Origin of the sequence: Vibrio sp. HS-50-1 (genome assembly GCF_024747315.1) — a bacterium.
In the GTDB taxonomy this organism is placed as follows: domain Bacteria; phylum Pseudomonadota; class Gammaproteobacteria; order Enterobacterales; family Vibrionaceae; genus Vibrio; species Vibrio diabolicus.
On record NZ_JAMPZF010000004.1, the window covers coordinates 284229 to 302358 of the forward strand.

Annotated in this window: 15 protein-coding genes; 7 read left to right on the forward strand and 8 right to left on the reverse strand. The window is 45.1% G+C overall.

Features of this window, described 5'->3' with window-relative positions; translation table 11 throughout:
- Positions 1 to 240: 240 nt before the first annotated feature.
- A complete protein-coding gene (locus tag NDJ01_RS04420) occupies positions 241 to 948 on the forward strand; it encodes a DUF445 domain-containing protein (protein ID WP_005392172.1) in 708 nt (235 codons plus the stop codon).
- Between the two features lie 124 nt (positions 949 to 1072).
- Here NDJ01_RS04420 and NDJ01_RS04425 read toward each other — a convergent pair whose 3' ends face one another.
- Together NDJ01_RS04425 and NDJ01_RS04430 are read right to left on the reverse strand one after the other, a co-directional pair.
- On the reverse strand, positions 1073 to 1549 hold the full coding sequence (locus NDJ01_RS04425) for an Lrp/AsnC family transcriptional regulator (protein ID WP_006740877.1): 477 nt from the start codon (positions 1547 to 1549) through the stop codon (positions 1073 to 1075).
- 291 nt (positions 1550 to 1840) lie between these two features.
- Positions 1841 to 2089 carry a hypothetical protein gene (locus NDJ01_RS04430; RefSeq protein WP_012842405.1) on the reverse strand — a complete coding sequence of 83 codons (249 nt, stop codon included), beginning with the start codon at positions 2087 to 2089 and terminating at the stop codon, positions 1841 to 1843.
- A gap of 384 nt (positions 2090 to 2473) precedes the next feature.
- Between NDJ01_RS04430 and NDJ01_RS04435 the strand changes: the two genes are divergently transcribed.
- Entirely contained in the window at positions 2474 to 3028 is a 555-nt protein-coding gene (locus NDJ01_RS04435; RefSeq protein WP_065645217.1) for a GNAT family N-acetyltransferase, read from the forward strand.
- Between the two features lie 58 nt (positions 3029 to 3086).
- Here NDJ01_RS04435 and NDJ01_RS04440 read toward each other — a convergent pair whose 3' ends face one another.
- Positions 3087 to 3326: an RNA-binding protein gene (locus NDJ01_RS04440; protein ID WP_005392166.1), complete on the reverse strand. Its 240-nt coding sequence runs from the start codon at positions 3324 to 3326 to the stop codon at positions 3087 to 3089.
- A gap of 182 nt (positions 3327 to 3508) precedes the next feature.
- Here NDJ01_RS04440 and NDJ01_RS04445 point away from each other — a divergent pair, with 182 nt between their 5' ends.
- A complete protein-coding gene (locus tag NDJ01_RS04445; protein ID WP_065645218.1) occupies positions 3509 to 4042 on the forward strand; it encodes a GNAT family N-acetyltransferase in 534 nt (177 codons plus the stop codon).
- A 124-nt stretch (positions 4043 to 4166) separates the two neighbouring features.
- On the opposite strand, the gene putP is transcribed toward NDJ01_RS04445, so the two are convergent.
- From putP to NDJ01_RS04465, 4 genes are all read right to left on the reverse strand, one after another.
- Positions 4167 to 5660 (reverse strand): sodium/proline symporter PutP, encoded by a 1494-nt coding sequence (gene putP, locus NDJ01_RS04450; RefSeq protein WP_005392162.1) that lies wholly within the window; start codon positions 5658 to 5660, stop codon positions 4167 to 4169.
- A 136-nt stretch (positions 5661 to 5796) separates the two neighbouring features.
- Positions 5797 to 6504: a 1-pyrroline-5-carboxylate dehydrogenase gene (locus NDJ01_RS04455; RefSeq protein WP_065645219.1), complete on the reverse strand. Its 708-nt coding sequence runs from the start codon at positions 6502 to 6504 to the stop codon at positions 5797 to 5799.
- Between the two features lie 11 nt (positions 6505 to 6515).
- Positions 6516 to 9647, reverse strand: a complete 3132-nt coding sequence (putA, locus tag NDJ01_RS04460) for a bifunctional proline dehydrogenase/L-glutamate gamma-semialdehyde dehydrogenase PutA (RefSeq protein ID WP_258586325.1) — start codon at positions 9645 to 9647, stop codon at positions 6516 to 6518.
- Between the two features lie 406 nt (positions 9648 to 10053).
- On the reverse strand, positions 10054 to 10866 hold the full coding sequence (locus NDJ01_RS04465; protein WP_258586326.1) for an AraC family transcriptional regulator: 813 nt from the start codon (positions 10864 to 10866) through the stop codon (positions 10054 to 10056).
- A 974-nt stretch (positions 10867 to 11840) separates the two neighbouring features.
- On the opposite strand from NDJ01_RS04465, the gene NDJ01_RS04470 reads away from it, so the two are divergent.
- On the forward strand, positions 11841 to 12560 hold the full coding sequence (locus NDJ01_RS04470; RefSeq protein WP_005392144.1) for a PAS domain-containing protein: 720 nt from the start codon (positions 11841 to 11843) through the stop codon (positions 12558 to 12560).
- 72 nt (positions 12561 to 12632) lie between these two features.
- Here NDJ01_RS04470 and pdxH read toward each other — a convergent pair whose 3' ends face one another.
- Positions 12633 to 13268 (reverse strand): pyridoxamine 5'-phosphate oxidase, encoded by a 636-nt coding sequence (gene pdxH / locus NDJ01_RS04475; RefSeq protein ID WP_047009698.1) that lies wholly within the window; start codon positions 13266 to 13268, stop codon positions 12633 to 12635.
- Between the two features lie 115 nt (positions 13269 to 13383).
- On the opposite strand from pdxH, the gene NDJ01_RS04480 reads away from it, so the two are divergent.
- The 3 genes from NDJ01_RS04480 (at position 13384) to NDJ01_RS04490 (ending at position 18041) form a co-directional block, all read left to right on the forward strand.
- Positions 13384 to 15258 carry an ATP-binding protein gene (locus NDJ01_RS04480; protein WP_082244837.1) on the forward strand — a complete coding sequence of 625 codons (1875 nt, stop codon included), beginning with the start codon at positions 13384 to 13386 and terminating at the stop codon, positions 15256 to 15258.
- Positions 15251 to 16477, forward strand: a complete 1227-nt coding sequence (locus tag NDJ01_RS04485) for a sigma-54 dependent transcriptional regulator (protein WP_258586327.1) — start codon at positions 15251 to 15253, stop codon at positions 16475 to 16477. Before NDJ01_RS04480 ends, NDJ01_RS04485 begins: the two co-directional genes overlap by 8 nt.
- A gap of 172 nt (positions 16478 to 16649) precedes the next feature.
- The gene (locus NDJ01_RS04490; protein ID WP_124008170.1) at positions 16650 to 18041 is read left to right on the forward strand and encodes an HlyD family type I secretion periplasmic adaptor subunit; all 1392 of its coding nucleotides are present in this window, start codon (positions 16650 to 16652) and stop codon (positions 18039 to 18041) included.
- The last annotated feature ends 89 nt before the right edge of the window (positions 18042 to 18130 follow it).

Here is an 18130-nt window from a genome sequence, read left to right on the forward strand (position 1 = left end):
AGATGGAAATGCCAACTTTGTTGTAAGATCTACCGCATCTAAAATTAAAAATAGAATCTTAGTTTTTCTAAGAAAAAGCAGTGGCCCGACAGTAACTGTCGGGTTTTGTTTTTCTGCACATCCATTTTTATCCCTTCGCAACACGGTCACTCATCACGGCAAAACCTAGCATCTCAATGTGACTTAGGTATAGAATCAGGCCCACTTATTTATTCCGATATTCACATATAACTGGTCACTATGAACAAAAGTTTGCTAACGAATGTCCTCGCTATCGCTTTGATGGCTGGAGGTCATCAATTACAAAACGACTACCTTTGGTATGCGGGGCTGTTTGCGTTCTCAGGCGCCATCACTAACTGGCTTGCCATCCACATGCTGTTTGAAAAAGTGCCTGGATTATACGGTTCTGGCGTGATCCCCGCGCGATTTGAAGAGTTTAAACTGGCTATCAAAAACTTGATGATGGAGCAGTTCTTTACCGAAGCGAACATCGATCGATTCTTGAACAAAGAAATGGCGGGCGGTGTAAACATAGATCTTCAACCTGTGATTGAGAAAGTGGATTTAAACCCAGCGTTTGACTCTTTGGTAGAAGTGATCGAAGGCTCTCAATTTGGCGGCATGCTAGCGATGTTTGGCGGTGCGGAGGCATTACAACCTATGCGGCAGCCTTTCGTCGAAAAGATGCAAGAATCCATTATTGAGTTGAGCAAGAGCGATAACATCAAAGAAGCACTGAAAGAGCAGTTCGAATCTCCTGCTATGATGGATGAGATAAAGCAGAACATTGAAGGCATCATTGATCAGCGCTTGAGCGAATTAACACCAGCACTGGTCAAAGAAATGGTGCAAAAAATGATTAAAGAACACCTTGGCTGGCTAGTCGTTTGGGGCGGTGTTTTTGGCGGTTTAATTGGTGTTATCAGCACCTTTATCGGCGCATAGTCGCTCACCGATTTATCAAAAAGGAGCTTCGGCTCCTTTTTTGATCTTGAAAAAGTAATACGCCAAGTCACGTTAAATAATATTCTCAACGCATAAGCGCTGCGGTCATAGACATCAGCCTCGCCTAACCAAGGAGCTCCGGGTTTACGCCAAATCCTGTTTTATGTTCTTCAATTACCACTTCACTGCGAGTCTGGATTACGCCCGGAAGCGTGCCTAACTTACTCGACATAAACTCCTGATACGCTTTCATGCTCTTAACACGAACCTTTATCATGGTATCGAAGTCCCCAGAGAGCGAATAACACTCTTCAATTTCCGGCATCAATTCGACGGCTTTCGCAAACTTTTCAAAAATGGAAAAACTGGTTTGGTCTAAGCGAATATGGATGAATACTTGCACATCCAACCCTAATTTTTCCGCATTCAGCTCCGCATGATAGCCATTGATATACCCCTCTTTTTCTAGCCGCTTCACGCGGTCAGAACACGGCGAGGTCGTTAAGTTGATCTGCTTTGCGAGTTCAACAACTGGAATTCTGCCTCTTGAATGAAGCACTCTCAAAATGTGTAAATCAATCCGGTCCAATTGATAACTCATTAACCCACTTCCTTGTAACCACTTAGAAAGCATCACATTAATCGTTGCTCAAACAATTGCAAACCATCAAATGCACAGCATGTGAAATTCAGCAGAGAATAATTAGAAAATAACTAAGGAAGGAAAGGGCTGCGATTACTACCGCTCTCTCCATAACCGAGTATGAAGAACAAAAGTAATCTAGCGGCTCCCTTAGAGTCGCAAATTTGAAAGCGTGTGATACGCCTTTATAGATCTGGCGTGCGGGACAAGCCGCCCTGTTTAGCTATTAATCATAGCTATCGCTCTGAATTAGAGAGCTGCCGACGTATGCCTGGTAGGATGAGGAATCACTTCTCCAATTGCACGATGATTACAGCATCGGCAGTAGTATTGTGGTTCCATCTCGTAGTAGTGTTCACCTGATACAAATTTCGCCATCAGCTGTGTAAAACTCACCACTTTACCTGTCAACGAATCAACGGGCTGTGGCTCGCAACGCTTCATGATCACTTTATGTTGCGTTGATTTTCTACAAGCTGCGCAATATATATCCGGCATTTCTCTTCTCCCTGTTTTTCAGTACTACTGACAATTGACATATTTTGTTCAAAATAATTCCACAATAAAAAAGCCCCTTTATTTTTTTGTGTCCTATCTTCAAAAAATTGGACGAAAGTATCAAAAAATTGAGACATTGGTCAGACCTCAACTTTTGTACCATTATTATGAACGAACGCGCTTATGTGTGTAATAATACGACACGTCACACATAAGCAATTGTTGCTACTCGCTATTTCAATCTGCAATGAACAGTTCTATGGCGTTTTAAATATGGCTTTCACTCACATTTCCTATTCGGGCATTACTTGGTTGTTTAAACACGCCTGATTTACAGTGTGAATCTGCCATTTCCACAATACTGACTCATCTCAAGGACGCACGATGACGCTTCAACCAACGCTCACGACACAAAGGCTTATTCTTCGCCCATTTCATCCGACAGACAGCGCAACAGTCGCACGACTCGCAGGAGACAAGAGCATTGCAGATATGACGGCAAATATTCCTCATCCCTATGAAGAGCCGATGGCACAAGTTTGGATTAAGAGCCATGTTGGCGTATATCACCAACGTAGTGGGGTCATATATGCCATTACTCAACGTCAAGACGAAGCGTTAATTGGTGCTGTTAGTCTGCTAAACATCTCCGAGGGAGTCGGCACATTAGGGTATTGGCTTGGCGTCGATTATTGGGGGAATGGGTTTGCTCAAGAAGCGTCAATGGCTTTAATTCAATTTGCCAGACCACATTTTGAGTTATCGGGCCTAAAAGCGATGCACTTGGTCGAAAACAGACAATCCCAATCAGTCATTCAAAAGTTGGGCATGACGTATATCGACAATCACATCATCAAAATGCAGGGAAAAGAACGAGAAGTCTGCGTATACCAGCAAATATTTTCGCCTCAAGTAACCGTAGCAACCTCTCAAAATTAAGGCACTAAAAAACCAGCCTCTCAGCTGGTTTTATCTTTCACCTTGAAAGGCAAAAATACTAGTCTTGTGCGACTTTCACACGAATCTTGCTCTTGTGTACTGAAGACAGGTTTAGTGCCTCCAACGCCGCAACGGCTTCGGCTTCATCCGGCATGATCACAAAACCAAACCCTTTTGATAAACCCGTTTCTTGATCAAGCACGACGGTGCAAAGCTCAACTTTGCCGTAGTTTGAGAACAGAGTACGGATGTCTTGCTCTGTCGTCTCACGAGCTAAGTTTCTTACTAGAAGTTTCATATTAAACCATTTTATGTTTATAACGCCTCAATTCTCTCAGCTTCTCCCTTACAAACCAAGTGAATAATGTTCTTGCGAAGGCTAGATGTCTCTAAGTGTTTCTGTTTAAATGATTTTTAGTGATAACGCTCTGAATCCTGCATTACGAGACGATTGGAGTATAAAAGCCTAGGAGATTCGACATGGAAACCAAACGTTTAAAGCTCATCCCAGCTTGCTTGGAACGTGCAGAAGAAGCACATCAGGCCGTTGTTCGTAGCCAAAGAACGCTTGAAGTTTACCTGCCATGGGTACCTCACGTGCTCACTTTAGAAGCGATGATTGCAGGGACAGAGAAAGCCATCGCAAACTTTGAAAACTTCGAAGAAGAGTTGCGCTACTACCTAATCGACAAGGAAAGCGATCGTTTACTCGGCGCCATTGGGTTAATGATCCATGATCAAGAGATACCGGCATTTGAGATTGGCTATTGGCTTGATGATCGCGCGGTAGGCTACGGTTATATCTCTGAGGCGGTAGCGGCGATTGAAAACTATGCATTCGAAGCGTTGGACGCGAAAAGAATCGCGATTTTAGCCGATGCGAATAACCGCAAAAGTCGTGCGGTTGCTGAGCGCTGTGGGTATGAGTTTGAAGGTGAGCTACGCAATGCTCGGCGTGCGTCTTCTGGCGAGCTGAGTAACACCGTCATTTACGCCAAAGTTCGTCGTGACTAACACACTCACAAAGAATAAAGCGACGTGAAAATCTGGCCTCAAGCAATCACCATTAACGTTTATTAAGTTCAGATAAAACAAAGCCCGCTGTATAAGCGGGCTTTGTGTTCGTAAAAGGAAGTAATTAGTCTAGTTCAACTAGTTTCTTCTCGTACGATTGATGTTGGTCTAATACGTCTTGCGCTGCACCGCCTGTCGCTTTGCTGATAACAACGATAGCAAGCGTAGAGAAGATGATGCCCGGTACGATTTCATACACATCAAACCAACCGCCAGTTAGCTGCTTCCAAACTACGATAGTGATACCACCAACAAGGATACCTGCTAGTGCGCCGTTACGGTTCATACCGCTCCAGTAAAGGCTAAGTACAACCGCAGGACCAAATGCAGCACCGAAGCCAGCCCAAGCGTAAGAAACAAGACCAAGTACTGAACTATCTGGTGTCATTGCTAGGAATAGCGCAACAAGCGAAATAACGATAACGCCGATACGGCCAATCATTACGATTTCTTCAGAAGACGCTTCTGGCTTGAATACTTGCTTGTAGAAATCTTCTGCAAGCGCTGAAGATGAAACAAGAAGCTGTGAGTCTGCTGTACTCATTACCGCCGCTAGGATTGCTGCTAACAACATACCCGCAACGACAGGGTGGAATACTGCGTTAACCAATAGCATGAAGATCTTCTCGCCGTCTTCTAGTTGAGTACCCGGATGACCCGTAACCCAAACCAGACCGACAAGACCAACAAGCATTGCACCAACCATAGATAGTGCAGTCCAAATCACAGCGATACGACGTGCAGTCGTTAGATCTTTGTTTGAACGAGACGCTTTAAAACGCGCTAGGATGTGTGGCTGACCAAAGTAACCAAGACCCCATGCCGCTAAAGAGATGATAGCAATCGCAGACAGTGGTTCGCCTTTGGCGTCATTCCATAGCGTTGCAAGTTCTGGGTTGATGTCATGCAGATCAGAAGTTAGCTGACCTAGACCACCGTCCATTACTGCAACAGGAACAATCATTAGCGCAGCGGCCATTAGCAGACCTTGCACTAAGTCAGTCCAAGATACCGCAAGGAAACCACCGAATAGTGTGTAAGAAACGACACACACCGTACCGATAATAACAGCGTAGGTGTAATCTAGACCGAATACCGTCTCAAACAGTTTGCCCCCTGCGACCAAACCTGAGCTGGTGTAGAAAAGGAAAAATAGAAGAATGAAAAACGCAGAGATTGTCTGGATCAGTTTCGACTTATCGTTGAAGCGACGTGACAGGAACTCTGGCAACGTTAACGCGTCAGTTTGGATACTGTAGGTACGTAGGCGTTTTGCACTGATGAGCCAGTTTGCCCATGTACCAAGAAGTAGACCGCCGGCTAACCAGAAGGCCTCGATACCCGCAGCGTACGCATAGCCAGGCAAGCCTAGCAGCAACCAGCCACTCATATCTGAAGCACCTGCAGATAATGCAGCAGGCCACGGACCTAGGCTACGGCCACCTAGGAAGTAATCAGATGAATTGGAAGTCCTCTTATACGCGTAAACGCCAATAGCAACCATAATCAGTAAATACGCCACAAAAGTGGACGTGATAGCAAAGCTATTTTCTATCATTAGATAGTCCTCGTTATAATTATTTCCTTCCTTGCCTGCCCTGATATTTTACCGTCTCAGCAATACATCAGAGTATAAGAAACCAATCTGGACCGGCTCTCAGTCCAGTTACTCCAGATTGGTATCACAAGTCAGGTTAGTGAGTTTCGTTCCCCAACTCGAGTAGAGTCGCGTTACCACCCACCGCGGTAATATTTATCGTTCGAGTGCGCTCGGTAATGAAGCGCAACGAGAGATGAGGATCATGAGCCAATTTCGGTGACTCTAAATCCGTTTCAGAAACTAAGCCGACGATTGCACCGTCACGCTTAGCTAGTTGAAGATTGAGCGCATACTCAACCTGTGAACGCCCAACATAACCCACACTACGTACATCGCTCTCAAGCAACGGGGCAGACGCATCGTACGCAACAACCTGGACTAAGTTAGATGGGAAGTTTGCCAACGCTACAGCTTGCTTAACCAGTTGGTTTAGCTCTGCATTGTCACTGCAAACGACCACGCTGTTGCCTGCAATTAAGGCACAGGTGATCATCGCAAAAGCACTGTATAACGCATTATCAGCAGGCTCGATGTTGTTTTCACAAATCACCAAAGCCACACCGCGTCCTGCGGCATACAGTTCGTTAGTTTCCCCTGTAGGGCCAACTAACTGGTGAGTTTCTGCAAGAAGAGTTGATGCTTGTTGCAAGTGGTAAGAAACCACTTTGGCAACGGTAGACTGCTGCCCTTCTAATGCAGATTTAAATGCCAGAACATGCTCGCATTTGTAATCAAAATCAGTCAGATTCCACTGCTCCCACGCAGAGAATGCATCTTTAAAATAGGTGATCTGATGAACCATAATGCGACTCCTTATGCGTTTTCTGCTTGAGCAAGAAGATGTTGAGTGAAGCGGAATAGGTAGTGTGGACCACCAGCTTTCGGGCCAGTACCCGACAAGCCTTGACCACCAAACGGCTGTACGCCAACCACAGCACCAACTTGGTCTCGGTTGATGTAGCAGTTACCCACTCGAGCGTGTTTCTCAATCCAACGGTACGTGGTTTCGTTACGGCTATGGATACCCATCGTCAAGCCAAAACCCGTCTTGTTGATCTGCGCAACCACGTTCGGTAATTCAGACGCTTTAAAGCGAACAATGTGCAAGATTGGACCAAATTGTTCTTCTTTCAGCACATCGATGCCCGAGATTTCAAACGCACTTGGCGAGACAAAATCACCATGCTGGCACGATTCGTCAAGTTGCAGCTGAGCGACTTTAGTCTGTGTTTTGCTCATTTGCTCAAGGTGAGCAAGGAGTTTTTGTTTTGCGTTGCTGTCGATAACCGGACCAACATCTGTTTTGTGTAGGTAAGGTAAACCAACATGCAGCTCATTCATCGCACCTTGAATCAGGTTGATCATACGGTCTGCTACATCTTCTTGTACAAATAGAACACGAAGGGCAGAACAACGCTGACCGGCAGATGCAAACGCCGAACGAATCACATCACGCACCACCTGCTCTGGCAATGCCGTACTGTCCACGATCATCGCGTTTTGACCACCTGTTTCCGCAATAAACGGAACCGGTTTCGCAGTACGCTCCGCGAGCGTGACGTTAATGCGTTGCGCAGTTGCCGTTGAACCAGTGAATGCCACACCAGCAATGGCATCATGAGAAGTCAGTGCATGACCGATCTCAGCGCCGCGACCAGTAAGTAACTGAATCACACCAGCTGGGAAACCCGCATCAAGCATTAATTCAATAGCGCGAGCGGCAATTAGGCTTGTTTGCTCAGCAGGTTTGGCAACCACAGTGTTACCTGCAATCAGTGCTGCCGTTACCTGACCAAGGAAGATAGCCAGCGGGAAGTTCCAAGGGCTAATACACACAAACACACCAAGACCTTCACGGCTAGAAATGCGTTTCACACCGTCAAAACCTTCTAGCTCAAATGGCTGTAGGTTTTGCGCTTGTTTCGCGTAATAACGACAGAAATCCACTGCTTCACGAACTTCATCAATACTATCGTGAATCGTCTTGCCCGCTTCTTTGTGACAAATCGCCACCAGCTCAGCCAGATTTTCTTCCATTAAGTCAGCAAGCTTTTCTAAACAAGCCGCTTTTTGCTCAACAGGAACGCCTTTCCAATCAGAGAAAGCAGTTTGCGCCGCATCAATTGCAGCGGAAACATGATCAAGTGTTGCAAATGCCACCTTGCCGACTTCAATTCGGCGATCGTACGGTGCGGTGATGATCTCAGCCGCATTTTCCTTGATCATGCTTTCGGCAAAACGCTCACCATTGATCATCGGGCCTGCAACCCACTGATTGTCCATGAAGCTTTCTACTTGCGCTTCAAATGGCTTCGCCTCACTGTCGATATCAATGTTGACGCCGTATGAGTTCTTACGCTCAGGGAAGATGTCGGCAGGTAATGGGATCTTGTCGTTGTGTAGCGTGTCAAAACCCGTCAACACATCAACAGGGTGATGAGTCAACTCGTAAATCGGACAACGCGCATCAACCAATCGATGTACAAACGAGCTGTTTGCGCCATTTTCAAGCAGACGACGAACCAAGTACGGAAGAAGATCAGCATGGCTACCGACAGGAGCGTAAATACGTACTGGCTGACCATACATTTCCATAACATGGTTATACAGTGAATCACCCATACCATGTAGACGCTGGAACTCGTACTCTTTGTGCTCAGCCATAACGGCGATTGCCGTCACCGTGTGGGCATTGTGGCTTGCAAATTGCGGGTAGATATTACCGCGAACACCTTCGCTAAGTAGGAAACGAGCACAAGCTAGGTACGCAACGTCCGTCGCTTCTTTGCGAGTGTATACCGGGTAATTAGCGTAACCCGCTTGTTGAGACCACTTGATTTCGCTGTCCCAGTACGCGCCTTTAACCAAACGCAGCGGAATAAGGTCACCCTGCTCTTTTGCGAGTGCGTTTAGCCACACCAAGACTGGTAGAGCACGTTTTGAGTAGGCTTGAATAACCAAACCAAACTTGCCCCAACCTTTCACAAGATCGCTACGGTACACTTTCTCAAATAGCTTCAGAGAAAGCTCAAGGCGATCCGCTTCTTCTGCATCGATTGTGATTGCAACGTCGACTTCAATTGCACGTTTCAATAGCTGCATTAGTGAGTCATACAACTCTGTCATTACACGTTCTTCATTTGCGACTTCGTAGCGCGGGTGTAATGCAGAAAGCTTGATGGAAATCGAAGGCGCAGGACTGGTGTCATTGCCGTAAGTTTCTCGACCTACCGCTTCGATCGCCATTAGGTAATCTTTGAAGTACTTGTTCGCGTCCGCTGTAGTTAACGCCGCTTCACCTAACATATCAAATGAGTAGGTGAAACCTTTGTCGCGCATTTGGCGACCGTTCTTTTGCGCTTCTTCTATCGTACGACCACGAACAAACTGGTGACCCATAATCTTCATTGCCTGATACATGGCTTTACGAATCACAGGCTCAGAGAATTTATTTACCAGACGGTTTACAGCCTGACCTGGGCTCTGGGTGCCTTGCTCACCAAGACCAACCACTTTACCTGTTAGCATGAGGCCCCATGTTGATGCGTTAACAAACACAGAGTCAGAGTTTTTCAGGTGAGATTTCCAGTCTGCGACGCTCAACTTATCTTTAATCAAAGAATCTGCTGTCGCGGCATCTGGGATGCGCATTAATGCTTCTGCAAGACACATCAGCAAGATACCTTCTTGAGTATCTAAGCTGTATTCCAACAATAGAGCATCAATCATCTGGATTGACTTCTTATCGGCACGAATGGCTTCGATAAGTTGGGTCGTTTGGGTAGTGATCGCCGATTTTTCATCCTCTGTCGGCGTCGCTAGTGGCAATAGTTGCTCTAGCCATTGAGACTCGTCCACCATATACAATGGCGAGATCAGTGACCACAACTTATCAAGCGGCTGCCCGATAAATTCCGGTGTCAACACGTTCGTAGCTGTAAACATGTGTGTTCCTCAATCTCACTCCTCGAAAACCGCTTCGAGGATTATCAATGGCTGGCAGTGTATTTTGAGGCCGATAAGAATACTTGTCAAAAACTACGACATTTTTGCCAAAAACTCGCTTTTATAACAAAACATCCACATAGTCACATTCAAATAGGTAATATTTTGTGTTGTAAATTTTAATTTTTTCATTGCATTCACAACAAAATGTCAGGAATATCAATAAGATTTTTGTGAAGCGCTCGTTCTAAGAGAAAATGTAGGATCAAGTGGCATATCAGTCACACCAAAGGACAGAGAATTTAACAAAACGAGAGATAGGTCACGTGAATAAAACACAAAAAAACCATGCATATTGCATGGCTTTGTTCTGATTGCTGCTAATTTGACCTAAAAATACGCGTTGTTATCCAACTTGTTTTTTATAGCGGGATGGCGATATTCCCTGTAAGCGAGTAAAAGTATGAGTAAACGTACTCTGGCTTGAGAAACCAGTGAATTCGGCAATTTGCCCTAAAGAAAGGTGGCCTTGCTCGATTAATTCACGAGCCATGTCGATACGCTTTCCGAGAACATATTGATGAGGTGTAATCCCCATCTGATCCTTAAACAAGCAATGGAACTGACTTTCCCCTAGAAACACTCGTCCCGCTAACTGAGCCACACTGATTTTATGGCTAAGGTGCTGCTCGATGTAGCGATCAATCGCCTCCAAATCAAAGCGTGACTCTTTTCGGCTAGTCTCAAATGCCGAGATATGGCGCTGCATTAATGCAATCACGGTGTCGTTGCACGCGCGACTTAACAGCAGGTCGTCCGGATGGTTTCGCATTTCCTGAACCAACATCTGTATCAGCTTCTGAATTTGACCGTCTAACTGAAAGTAGACATGGTCTCTTTCTAGATTATTGATTTTCTGCAGCATTTCAGGATCATCATTTGTCGGTTTTGGCATATTCAGCACCAAAATATCCGATTGATTAATGACGCCACCGAAAGCATGATCAGAGCATGCGGTTACCACACAACCTTGGCCAGGACCGACAAGATTACCTCGTCCACGCACTTCAAATTCGGCTTGTCCTTTTAAACCAATCACGATCTGTGTGTAAGAATGATCATGGCAGTCCATATAAGACGGAAGTGTGATCAGTTCTGCTGGCTTAGGCAGCATAATCTCTTGATATGGCGGGGCTTTGGGGTTATCTGAATCACTCATTTTAAACAGTCGTCTTTACACGGTCAGCTTACGTCTTGGCATCATATACCTTCCTTGTTGGGTTGCAACTTTTCCCCAACTCAATCGCACAAGATCAAAACAGCATGATCAAGTTCGTTTACATGATCATAGTTCCGGAACGATGATCATGCGAGGTTAACTTACGGTCAATGAGCAACCAATTTTATTAACAAAAACGGATAGATAGAAGCACCTTACGTATACATAACCAATAGATATAAAGATCCTTGTTACCGAACAATCCGTTATTTGGTAGAACACTGCGGTTCAAAATAGATAAATCGCCTCATAAACAGATCAAAGCCACATCTTGAAATCAACATAGAGGGATTTCCCCCCTTACTAATATGCTTCTGATTCAATACATTAGTCCTCGAGCTTTAAGATGCATACGATCTAAAGCTCTCGGTATCTCATTGATACCTCTAACTTACTTAGCAGACCCTCGCTAGGTAATTTAGAACCTCTTCTACACGTCGACAAGATTATATCTTGTGTTGCCAGCCCGTCTTCAGGCTGGCTTTTTTTTCGCTTCTCAACAATGAAAACAATGGCATAAGCTGATATTATAGCTTTCGTCTCACTGTCCCTCTCATATGACTTAGGCGCCGTTCTCCCTCTCGATGAGTGATATGAACGCCAACTAAATTACAACTGAGTTGTAGGAAGCATGATCAAGGACGATACGAGTTGTAAGCCGAACATCAGGCGGACATCCGTGAGCGCACATATCTGTAATGAAACAGACCATTTTCCCAATTAAATTCTTCGTTCAATTTCGTTGTTGTTTATCACTGTGTGACGAAAATATCGAACACCATGAACTTAATTGGATTGAGCGCCAATCAACGAACGTGTTCTAGCAACGTGACTGCCTACTTGGCAATGTCAATATTAACAACGCAACACGGACGTCTCTGTATTGGTAAAAGCAGTATGTAGTGAGTCCTTTTGTGAATATTTCAGTCGATACCATAGAACAATCCCTCCTTAAACAGCTACCAGGTTGTTGGGGATGCAAAGATAAAGATTCGGTATTCCGCTACGTAAATCAGGAATACGCAGAACTGTTGGGACACACGTCGCCCGAGGAGTGCGTCGGTAAAACTGATTTTGAGATGGCAAGCCCAACCACTGAATGTGCACAAGAATTTCAACGCCAAGATAAACACGTCATCGAAACTGGTGAGTCACTCAAAATTCTTGATATCCATCCTTATCCAGATGGCCGCTGGCGAGCGCATATCTTTACTAAAACACCGTGGCGAGATGACAATGGTAACATCGTAGGGACCATTTTCTACGGAAGAGAACTCACCGACACCGCCGTGATTGAAGTCGGGTATTGGGTTTGTCGTGCAATCAGCACCAACCCTAATCAGCAATCCATCTTTCGTTTCTCTGACTTACAGCCAAAACCAGAGAAGCTCACATGTCGCGAGCAAGAAACGCTTTTCCTCTTGCTCTACGGCAAGAAGCCACAATTCATCTCTCAGGTCATGGGCATATCAACAAAAACCGTTGAAGGTCACGTCGCACGCTTACGTAATAAGTTTGCAGCGAACAGCAAGAACGAACTAATAGATAAAGCAATGGAAGCTGGCTACGGCTCTGTTGTACCCAAAACGCTGCTTAAGCATCAATTATCGGTAGTGTTGAATGGAGAGCGATAATTCGCGCCACTTTCTACCTACAAAAACACCGCCCAAGTGGGCGGTGTTTGTTTATTCATGAGGCACGAGAGTTTATGGCGCTAGACGGTCAATGTCCCAATTTCCGTCATGTTGGGAGAAAAGAAAGCGGTCATGAAGACGGTGTTCACCACCCTGCCAAAACTCGATGCTCTGTGGTTTTACGCGAAAGCCACCCCAGAAGGTTGGAACCGGTATTTCACCCTTCGCAAATTTCTGTTTTAGCTCTAAAAACTTACCTTCTAATACACCTCGAGCAGAAATACGGCTACTTTGCTTGCTCGCGATTGCGGCTAATTGGCTCTCTTTTGGACGAGAAGTAAAGTATTTCATATTTTCTACGGCGGTGAGCTTTTCCGCCACACCTGTAATATGAACCTGGCGCTCTAACGGATGCCAAGGGAAGTGCAAACTAATATTGCTGTTATGCTCAAGCTGCTGGGCCTTGCGACTGCCTAGATTGGTGTAAAATACAAAGCCATTTTTGTCGACGTTTTTTAATAGAACAATGCGTTGAAACGGCATGCCATTTTCATCAACCGTTGCAACTGTCATCGCAGTCGGATCCGTTAAACCCGCTTCAACTGCTTGCTCTAGCCACAGATTAAATTGATCAATAGGATCAGCTTTCAAATCTTTACGACGTAGCCCACCTTTGGTGTACTCACGACGAATATCAGCAAGTTCCATCTTTACTCCTTCACTCGTTTTTGTCGATTGTGCTCCCGATACTGAGGAAATACAAGGACATCATTGTGCTTGTTATCGTTGCCGCTCACAGCATCACAGTGTGTCATTTGATACCATGACACAAAAAACCAGTGAGCTGATCGTGAACTTACTCAACCCTAAAGCCCTACGCCATTTTCTACTGCTGCTGTGTGCCATTGGCATTTCAGGGCTTGCGCTTACTCATCATTACGCAACTCAATACCAACATGATCAGTGGCAACAAAAGCTAGAGAGGCAAGCGGCGCAAGTGTCGCAAGAAGTCGACTACGAGCTGGCAAAGTTTGAACAGATACCAAACCTATTAAGTCACGATCCGAGATTACTCAAAGCAGTAGAACGCGGATCGCCCTCTCACGAGCTCAACCTATTGTTAGCAGATTGGTTGAAACAAAGTTTGGCCGATACGATTTACGTTCATGACCGCACAGGGTTAGTCATTGCCTCAAGTAACTTTCAGCAAGAGGATACGTTTGTTGGTTCCAGCTTTAGCTATCGTCCCTATTTTAAAAATGCGCGACGCGGTGAACCTGCTCAATATGTCGGGTTAGGCGTTCGTTCAAATAAACGTGGGTACTTCTTCTCATCTCCGCTTTGGGTAAATGATGAGGTCGTTGGCGTGATCACGGTAAAAGTGAATTTGGAGCAGTTAGAACAGCGTCTTTCGCAAACCACGACGGACGTACTCATCACGGATAAACACAATGTCGTGTTTATGAGCAATTTGCCTAACTGGCGCTATCGTGCACTTTTCCCGCTGTCACCGAGTGCGATAAACGAGCTTACCGAAACGCGTCAGTATGGCGATACCTTACCAGAGTATTTTGGTGAGCTTACCGCGCAAAGTGGCGTCACCGAGTTTGCTGATAATCAATTGCTCCTCTCACCCAATTACCTCGCATACGCGACACATTTATTGGATAAAGGATTTCGCGTCGTTGCCTTGATAAACCACAACACCGTCCTTGCCGCCGTTTTACAGGCTGATGTCGTCTTTCTGATTCTATATGCGCTCATTGCGCTGATTGCGTTGGCGTGGTTCCAAACACTCGTGAACAAGGCACGCCTAGCCGACCTTAATGTGAGCCTAGAAGAAAAAGTGGTGCAACGAACCTTAGTGTTGAGTGAGGCCAACCAAAAGCTACAACAGACCATCCGCCAATATGAGCAAAGCCAACAAGAGCTTAAACAAACACAACAAGAACTGACTCAAGCCGCGAAATTGGCATTGTTGGGAGAACTTTCTGCCAGTATTAATCATGAGATAAATCAGCCACTTTCCGCACTAAGAACCTATACCGAAAACTCGCAGCGTTTGTTGGCAATGGAAAAATACCCAATGGTCGCCGACAATTTGGGCAAAATGCTGACACTCAATGACACCATTTCGGAAGTGATCGCTCGCTTAAAAGTCTTTACTCGGAAAGCCACGCACGATTCACACAATGAAATCGCGGTACTGCACGACGCAGTGCATACTGCCACCAGCATTTTGAGCAACAAACTCATTAAACAAGGGGTGACATTAAAAGTCCCAGCCATCGATTATAATGTAAAGCTAGCAATTCACAGCGTTGAGTTAGAGCAAGTTCTGATCAATCTCTTCCATAATGCTGCACAAGCGATGGAAAACTACTGCATTGATCCGCAAATATCTATTGCCGTTCAGTGTCATGATGACAGCTGTGACATTCTTGTTTCCGACAACGGGCCCAGCATGTCGGACGAAGCCCTAGCAAAAGTCTTTGACCCATTTTTTACGACTAAGCCAGAGGGCTTAGGATTAGGTTTGACCATCTCCAAACGCATTTTAGAAAGCTATCACGGTTCACTCAGTGCTTATAAACATCAGAACACGGAACAACAAGCAGGAGGCATGACCTTTATCGTAACGCTGCCAATCGCTATCCAAAACCAACGCAACCCAGAAGTGGAAAACAACCATGAATAATCCCGTTTTCTTTGTTGATGATGAACCACATATTCGTGATGCCGTATCTCAAGCACTACTTATTGAAGGGATAGACGTCACCTGCTTACCAAACGCCGTGGAAGCCTTACGCGTTATCGACCCAAATACGCCAGCGATCATCATCACCGATATCCATATGCCCGTGATGGATGGATTGGAGTTCATGCGAACGTTGCGAAGTAAAAACGATCACTTTCAATTTATCGTACTTACCGGACATGGAGATGTGAAAACCGCGGTAGATGCGATGAAAAGCGGCGCGTACGACTTTCTCGAAAAGCCTTTTTCAACAGAACAACTGATGAAGTCGCTCAATAATGCTGGCGATAAGTTGAATCTATTGCAGGAAAACATCTGGCTTAAAAAAGAGCTCGACATGCAAACTCACGTTGGTCCGAAAATGATTGGTCACAGTAAAGCCATGGTGAGCATTCGTCGCGCTTTGATCAGCGCACCAACGAACCAGCCGCTCATTTTTGTTGGTCAAGATGGCACAGGTCGCCGGCTCGCCGCACAATTTGCCCACGACATACATGCAACGCCAGACAGCGAGTTAATCGCCGCTTCTGGTGAGGATCTCTATGAGCTTTCATTAGAAGCTCTCGATAAAGCCATACATCGCTTGATTGAAGGAAAAAGCCATTGCAGCTTGTACTTACATAGTGCTGAGCATGTGTCACATGAACAATGGCAATGCTTATTTAACCACCCGAAACTTGAGCGTGTTTTTGGTGCGACAACCCAAGTCGATCCGTCTATAAAAGCCCTAGCTACTCTAATTCACTTGCCGACACTCGATGAAAGAAAAGAAGACATTGGACCTTTATATAAGCACTTTGTACGCCACGCAGCGAGCCGTTATCAGCTTCAACCGCCACACATTAGCTTAGAAGAAGTCAAACATCTGACCGATTTAGAATGGCCAGAAAATATTAAGCAGCTACGCCAATTTGCAGAACTTCGCGCACTCAAGCCAGATACCTTCCGAATGGAAGATTGGAACAGTGAAAAAAGTATCGAAATTCAGAGTATGACTCAGCGCACAGAATACTTTGAATATTGCTTATTATTCGATGCACTACAAAGACACCGAGGCAGACTCAAAGAGGTTCAACTAGAATTACAGGTATCACGCAAAACCTTGTACGACAAACTAAAAAAACATCAGTTGGATAAAACCAAGTTCAAGGCGCAATAGCCATACTCTGACGGTATCTCCACTTTTCTTTTGCTAGAGAAGCATTGAAAACGCTCATTCGGAGAGAGAATGGTCTTCGTCTCATATTTTTATTCGCCGAGCATACTGACATGATCGGTTAATAATAATAAGATCAAAAAGATAATCAGCATTTATATAAGCAGGGACTGTGATGAGCCGAGATAACTACAACAAACTCAACAATGAAGAGTTGGATTTTGTTGACGACAAAACTGCAGCATTGCTCCTCAACACCCCCAACAGCGCACGTTTGATGCTCTGGGTGATGGTGTTGTTTTTTATTGCTGCAATAGGCTGGGCATCTTGGGCTGAAATCGACCAGGTCACTGTTGGTCAGGGAAAAGTCATTCCCTCTTCACAGATTCAAGTTGTCCAAAACTTAGAAGGTGGCTTAGTCAAAGAAATTTTAGTCAAAGAAGGTCAGTTGGTTGAAAAAGGTCAGCAGTTACTTCTGATCGATGACACTCGCTTTCGCTCTGATTTTCGTGAGCGTGAACAACAAGTTGCCAACCTAACTGCGTCTGTTCTGCAACTCTCAGCTTCAATCAACAGTGTTGCTGTGAAGCGTGATTTTGAAACGGAAAACTGGCGCCAAAGCGTAGTACTCGATTATGGCAAACTGACCTTTCCACCAACTTTAGAAGAAACTCAGCCGAAACTCACTCAGCGCCAGAAAGCAGAGTACCGCGAAGATTTAGACAATTTACGCAACCAACTTTCGGTGATTGACCAACAAGTTCAGCAAAAGCAGCAGGACTTAGTAGAGATTGAAGCGCGAGTAAGGAACTTACGTCAAAGCTATCAATATGCAAAGAAAGAATTAGACATCACCAAACCGTTGGCTGATGAAGGTGTTGTACCTCGTATTGAATTACTCAAATTACAACGCCAAGTCAACGACACCCGCCGCGAAATGACTTCCAGTGAGCTCAAAATCCCGGTATTAAAGTCAGCGATTCGAGAATCCATGCTTAATCGCATCGATGTTGCGCTCAAATTCCGCTCTGAACAGCAAGAGAAACTCAACAGCGCCCAAGACCAGTTATCTGCTTTGGTTGAATCAGCAGTGGGTTTAGAAGATAGAGTTAATCGAACTGTTGTGAACTCGCCAGTAACAGGCAAAATCAAAACGCTGAACATCAACACCGTTGGGGGTGTTATCCAGCCAGGCATGGATATCGTTGAAATTGTACCAACTGAAGATACGTTATTAGTAGAAGCGAAAATTGCGCCAAAAGACATTGCATTTTTGCGCCCAGACCTACACGCCATCGTGAAGTTTACGGCTTACGACTTCACTAAGTACGGCGGCTTAGAGGGTGAGTTGGAGCACATCAGCGCAGATACAACCCAAGATGAAGAAGGAAATAGCTTTTACATCGTTCGTGTCCGCACCGATAAAACGAATTTTGGTCAAGATGCAGATTTACCAATCATTCCAGGAATGACGGCATCGGTCGATATCATCACAGGGAAGCGAACCGTTTTGGAATATCTACTTAAACCGATTTTAAGTGCCAAAACGAACGCCTTGAAGGAGTAAATCACACCAAGGTACTCACAACGGCGAGTATTGAGCGATAAGTGATTAAATAAAAAGCACTTGTTTCTCACTGACGAACCCTTTAGAAG

Excerpts from the sequence above, each read along its gene's own strand:
- NDJ01_RS04420 (WP_005392172.1), top strand. The coding sequence starts at position 241 with ATGAACAAAAGTTTGCTAACGAATGTCCTCGCTATCGCTTTGATGGCT.
- NDJ01_RS04425 (WP_006740877.1), bottom strand. The coding sequence starts at position 1,549 with ATGAGTTATCAATTGGACCGGATTGATTTACACATTTTGAGAGTGCTT.
- NDJ01_RS04430 (WP_012842405.1), bottom strand. The coding sequence starts at position 2,089 with ATGCCGGATATATATTGCGCAGCTTGTAGAAAATCAACGCAACATAAA.
- NDJ01_RS04435 (WP_065645217.1), top strand. The coding sequence starts at position 2,474 with ATGACGCTTCAACCAACGCTCACGACACAAAGGCTTATTCTTCGCCCA.
- NDJ01_RS04440 (WP_005392166.1), bottom strand. The coding sequence starts at position 3,326 with ATGAAACTTCTAGTAAGAAACTTAGCTCGTGAGACGACAGAGCAAGAC.
- NDJ01_RS04445 (WP_065645218.1), top strand. The coding sequence starts at position 3,509 with ATGGAAACCAAACGTTTAAAGCTCATCCCAGCTTGCTTGGAACGTGCA.
- putP (WP_005392162.1), bottom strand. The coding sequence starts at position 5,660 with ATGATAGAAAATAGCTTTGCTATCACGTCCACTTTTGTGGCGTATTTA.
- NDJ01_RS04455 (WP_065645219.1), bottom strand. The coding sequence starts at position 6,504 with ATGGTTCATCAGATCACCTATTTTAAAGATGCATTCTCTGCGTGGGAG.
- putA (WP_258586325.1), bottom strand. The coding sequence starts at position 9,647 with ATGTTTACAGCTACGAACGTGTTGACACCGGAATTTATCGGGCAGCCG.
- NDJ01_RS04465 (WP_258586326.1), bottom strand. The coding sequence starts at position 10,866 with ATGAGTGATTCAGATAACCCCAAAGCCCCGCCATATCAAGAGATTATG.
- pdxH (WP_047009698.1), bottom strand. The coding sequence starts at position 13,268 with ATGGAACTTGCTGATATTCGTCGTGAGTACACCAAAGGTGGGCTACGT.
- NDJ01_RS04480 (WP_082244837.1), top strand. The coding sequence starts at position 13,384 with ATGACACAAAAAACCAGTGAGCTGATCGTGAACTTACTCAACCCTAAA.
- NDJ01_RS04485 (WP_258586327.1), top strand. The coding sequence starts at position 15,251 with ATGAATAATCCCGTTTTCTTTGTTGATGATGAACCACATATTCGTGAT.
- NDJ01_RS04490 (WP_124008170.1), top strand. The coding sequence starts at position 16,650 with ATGAGCCGAGATAACTACAACAAACTCAACAATGAAGAGTTGGATTTT.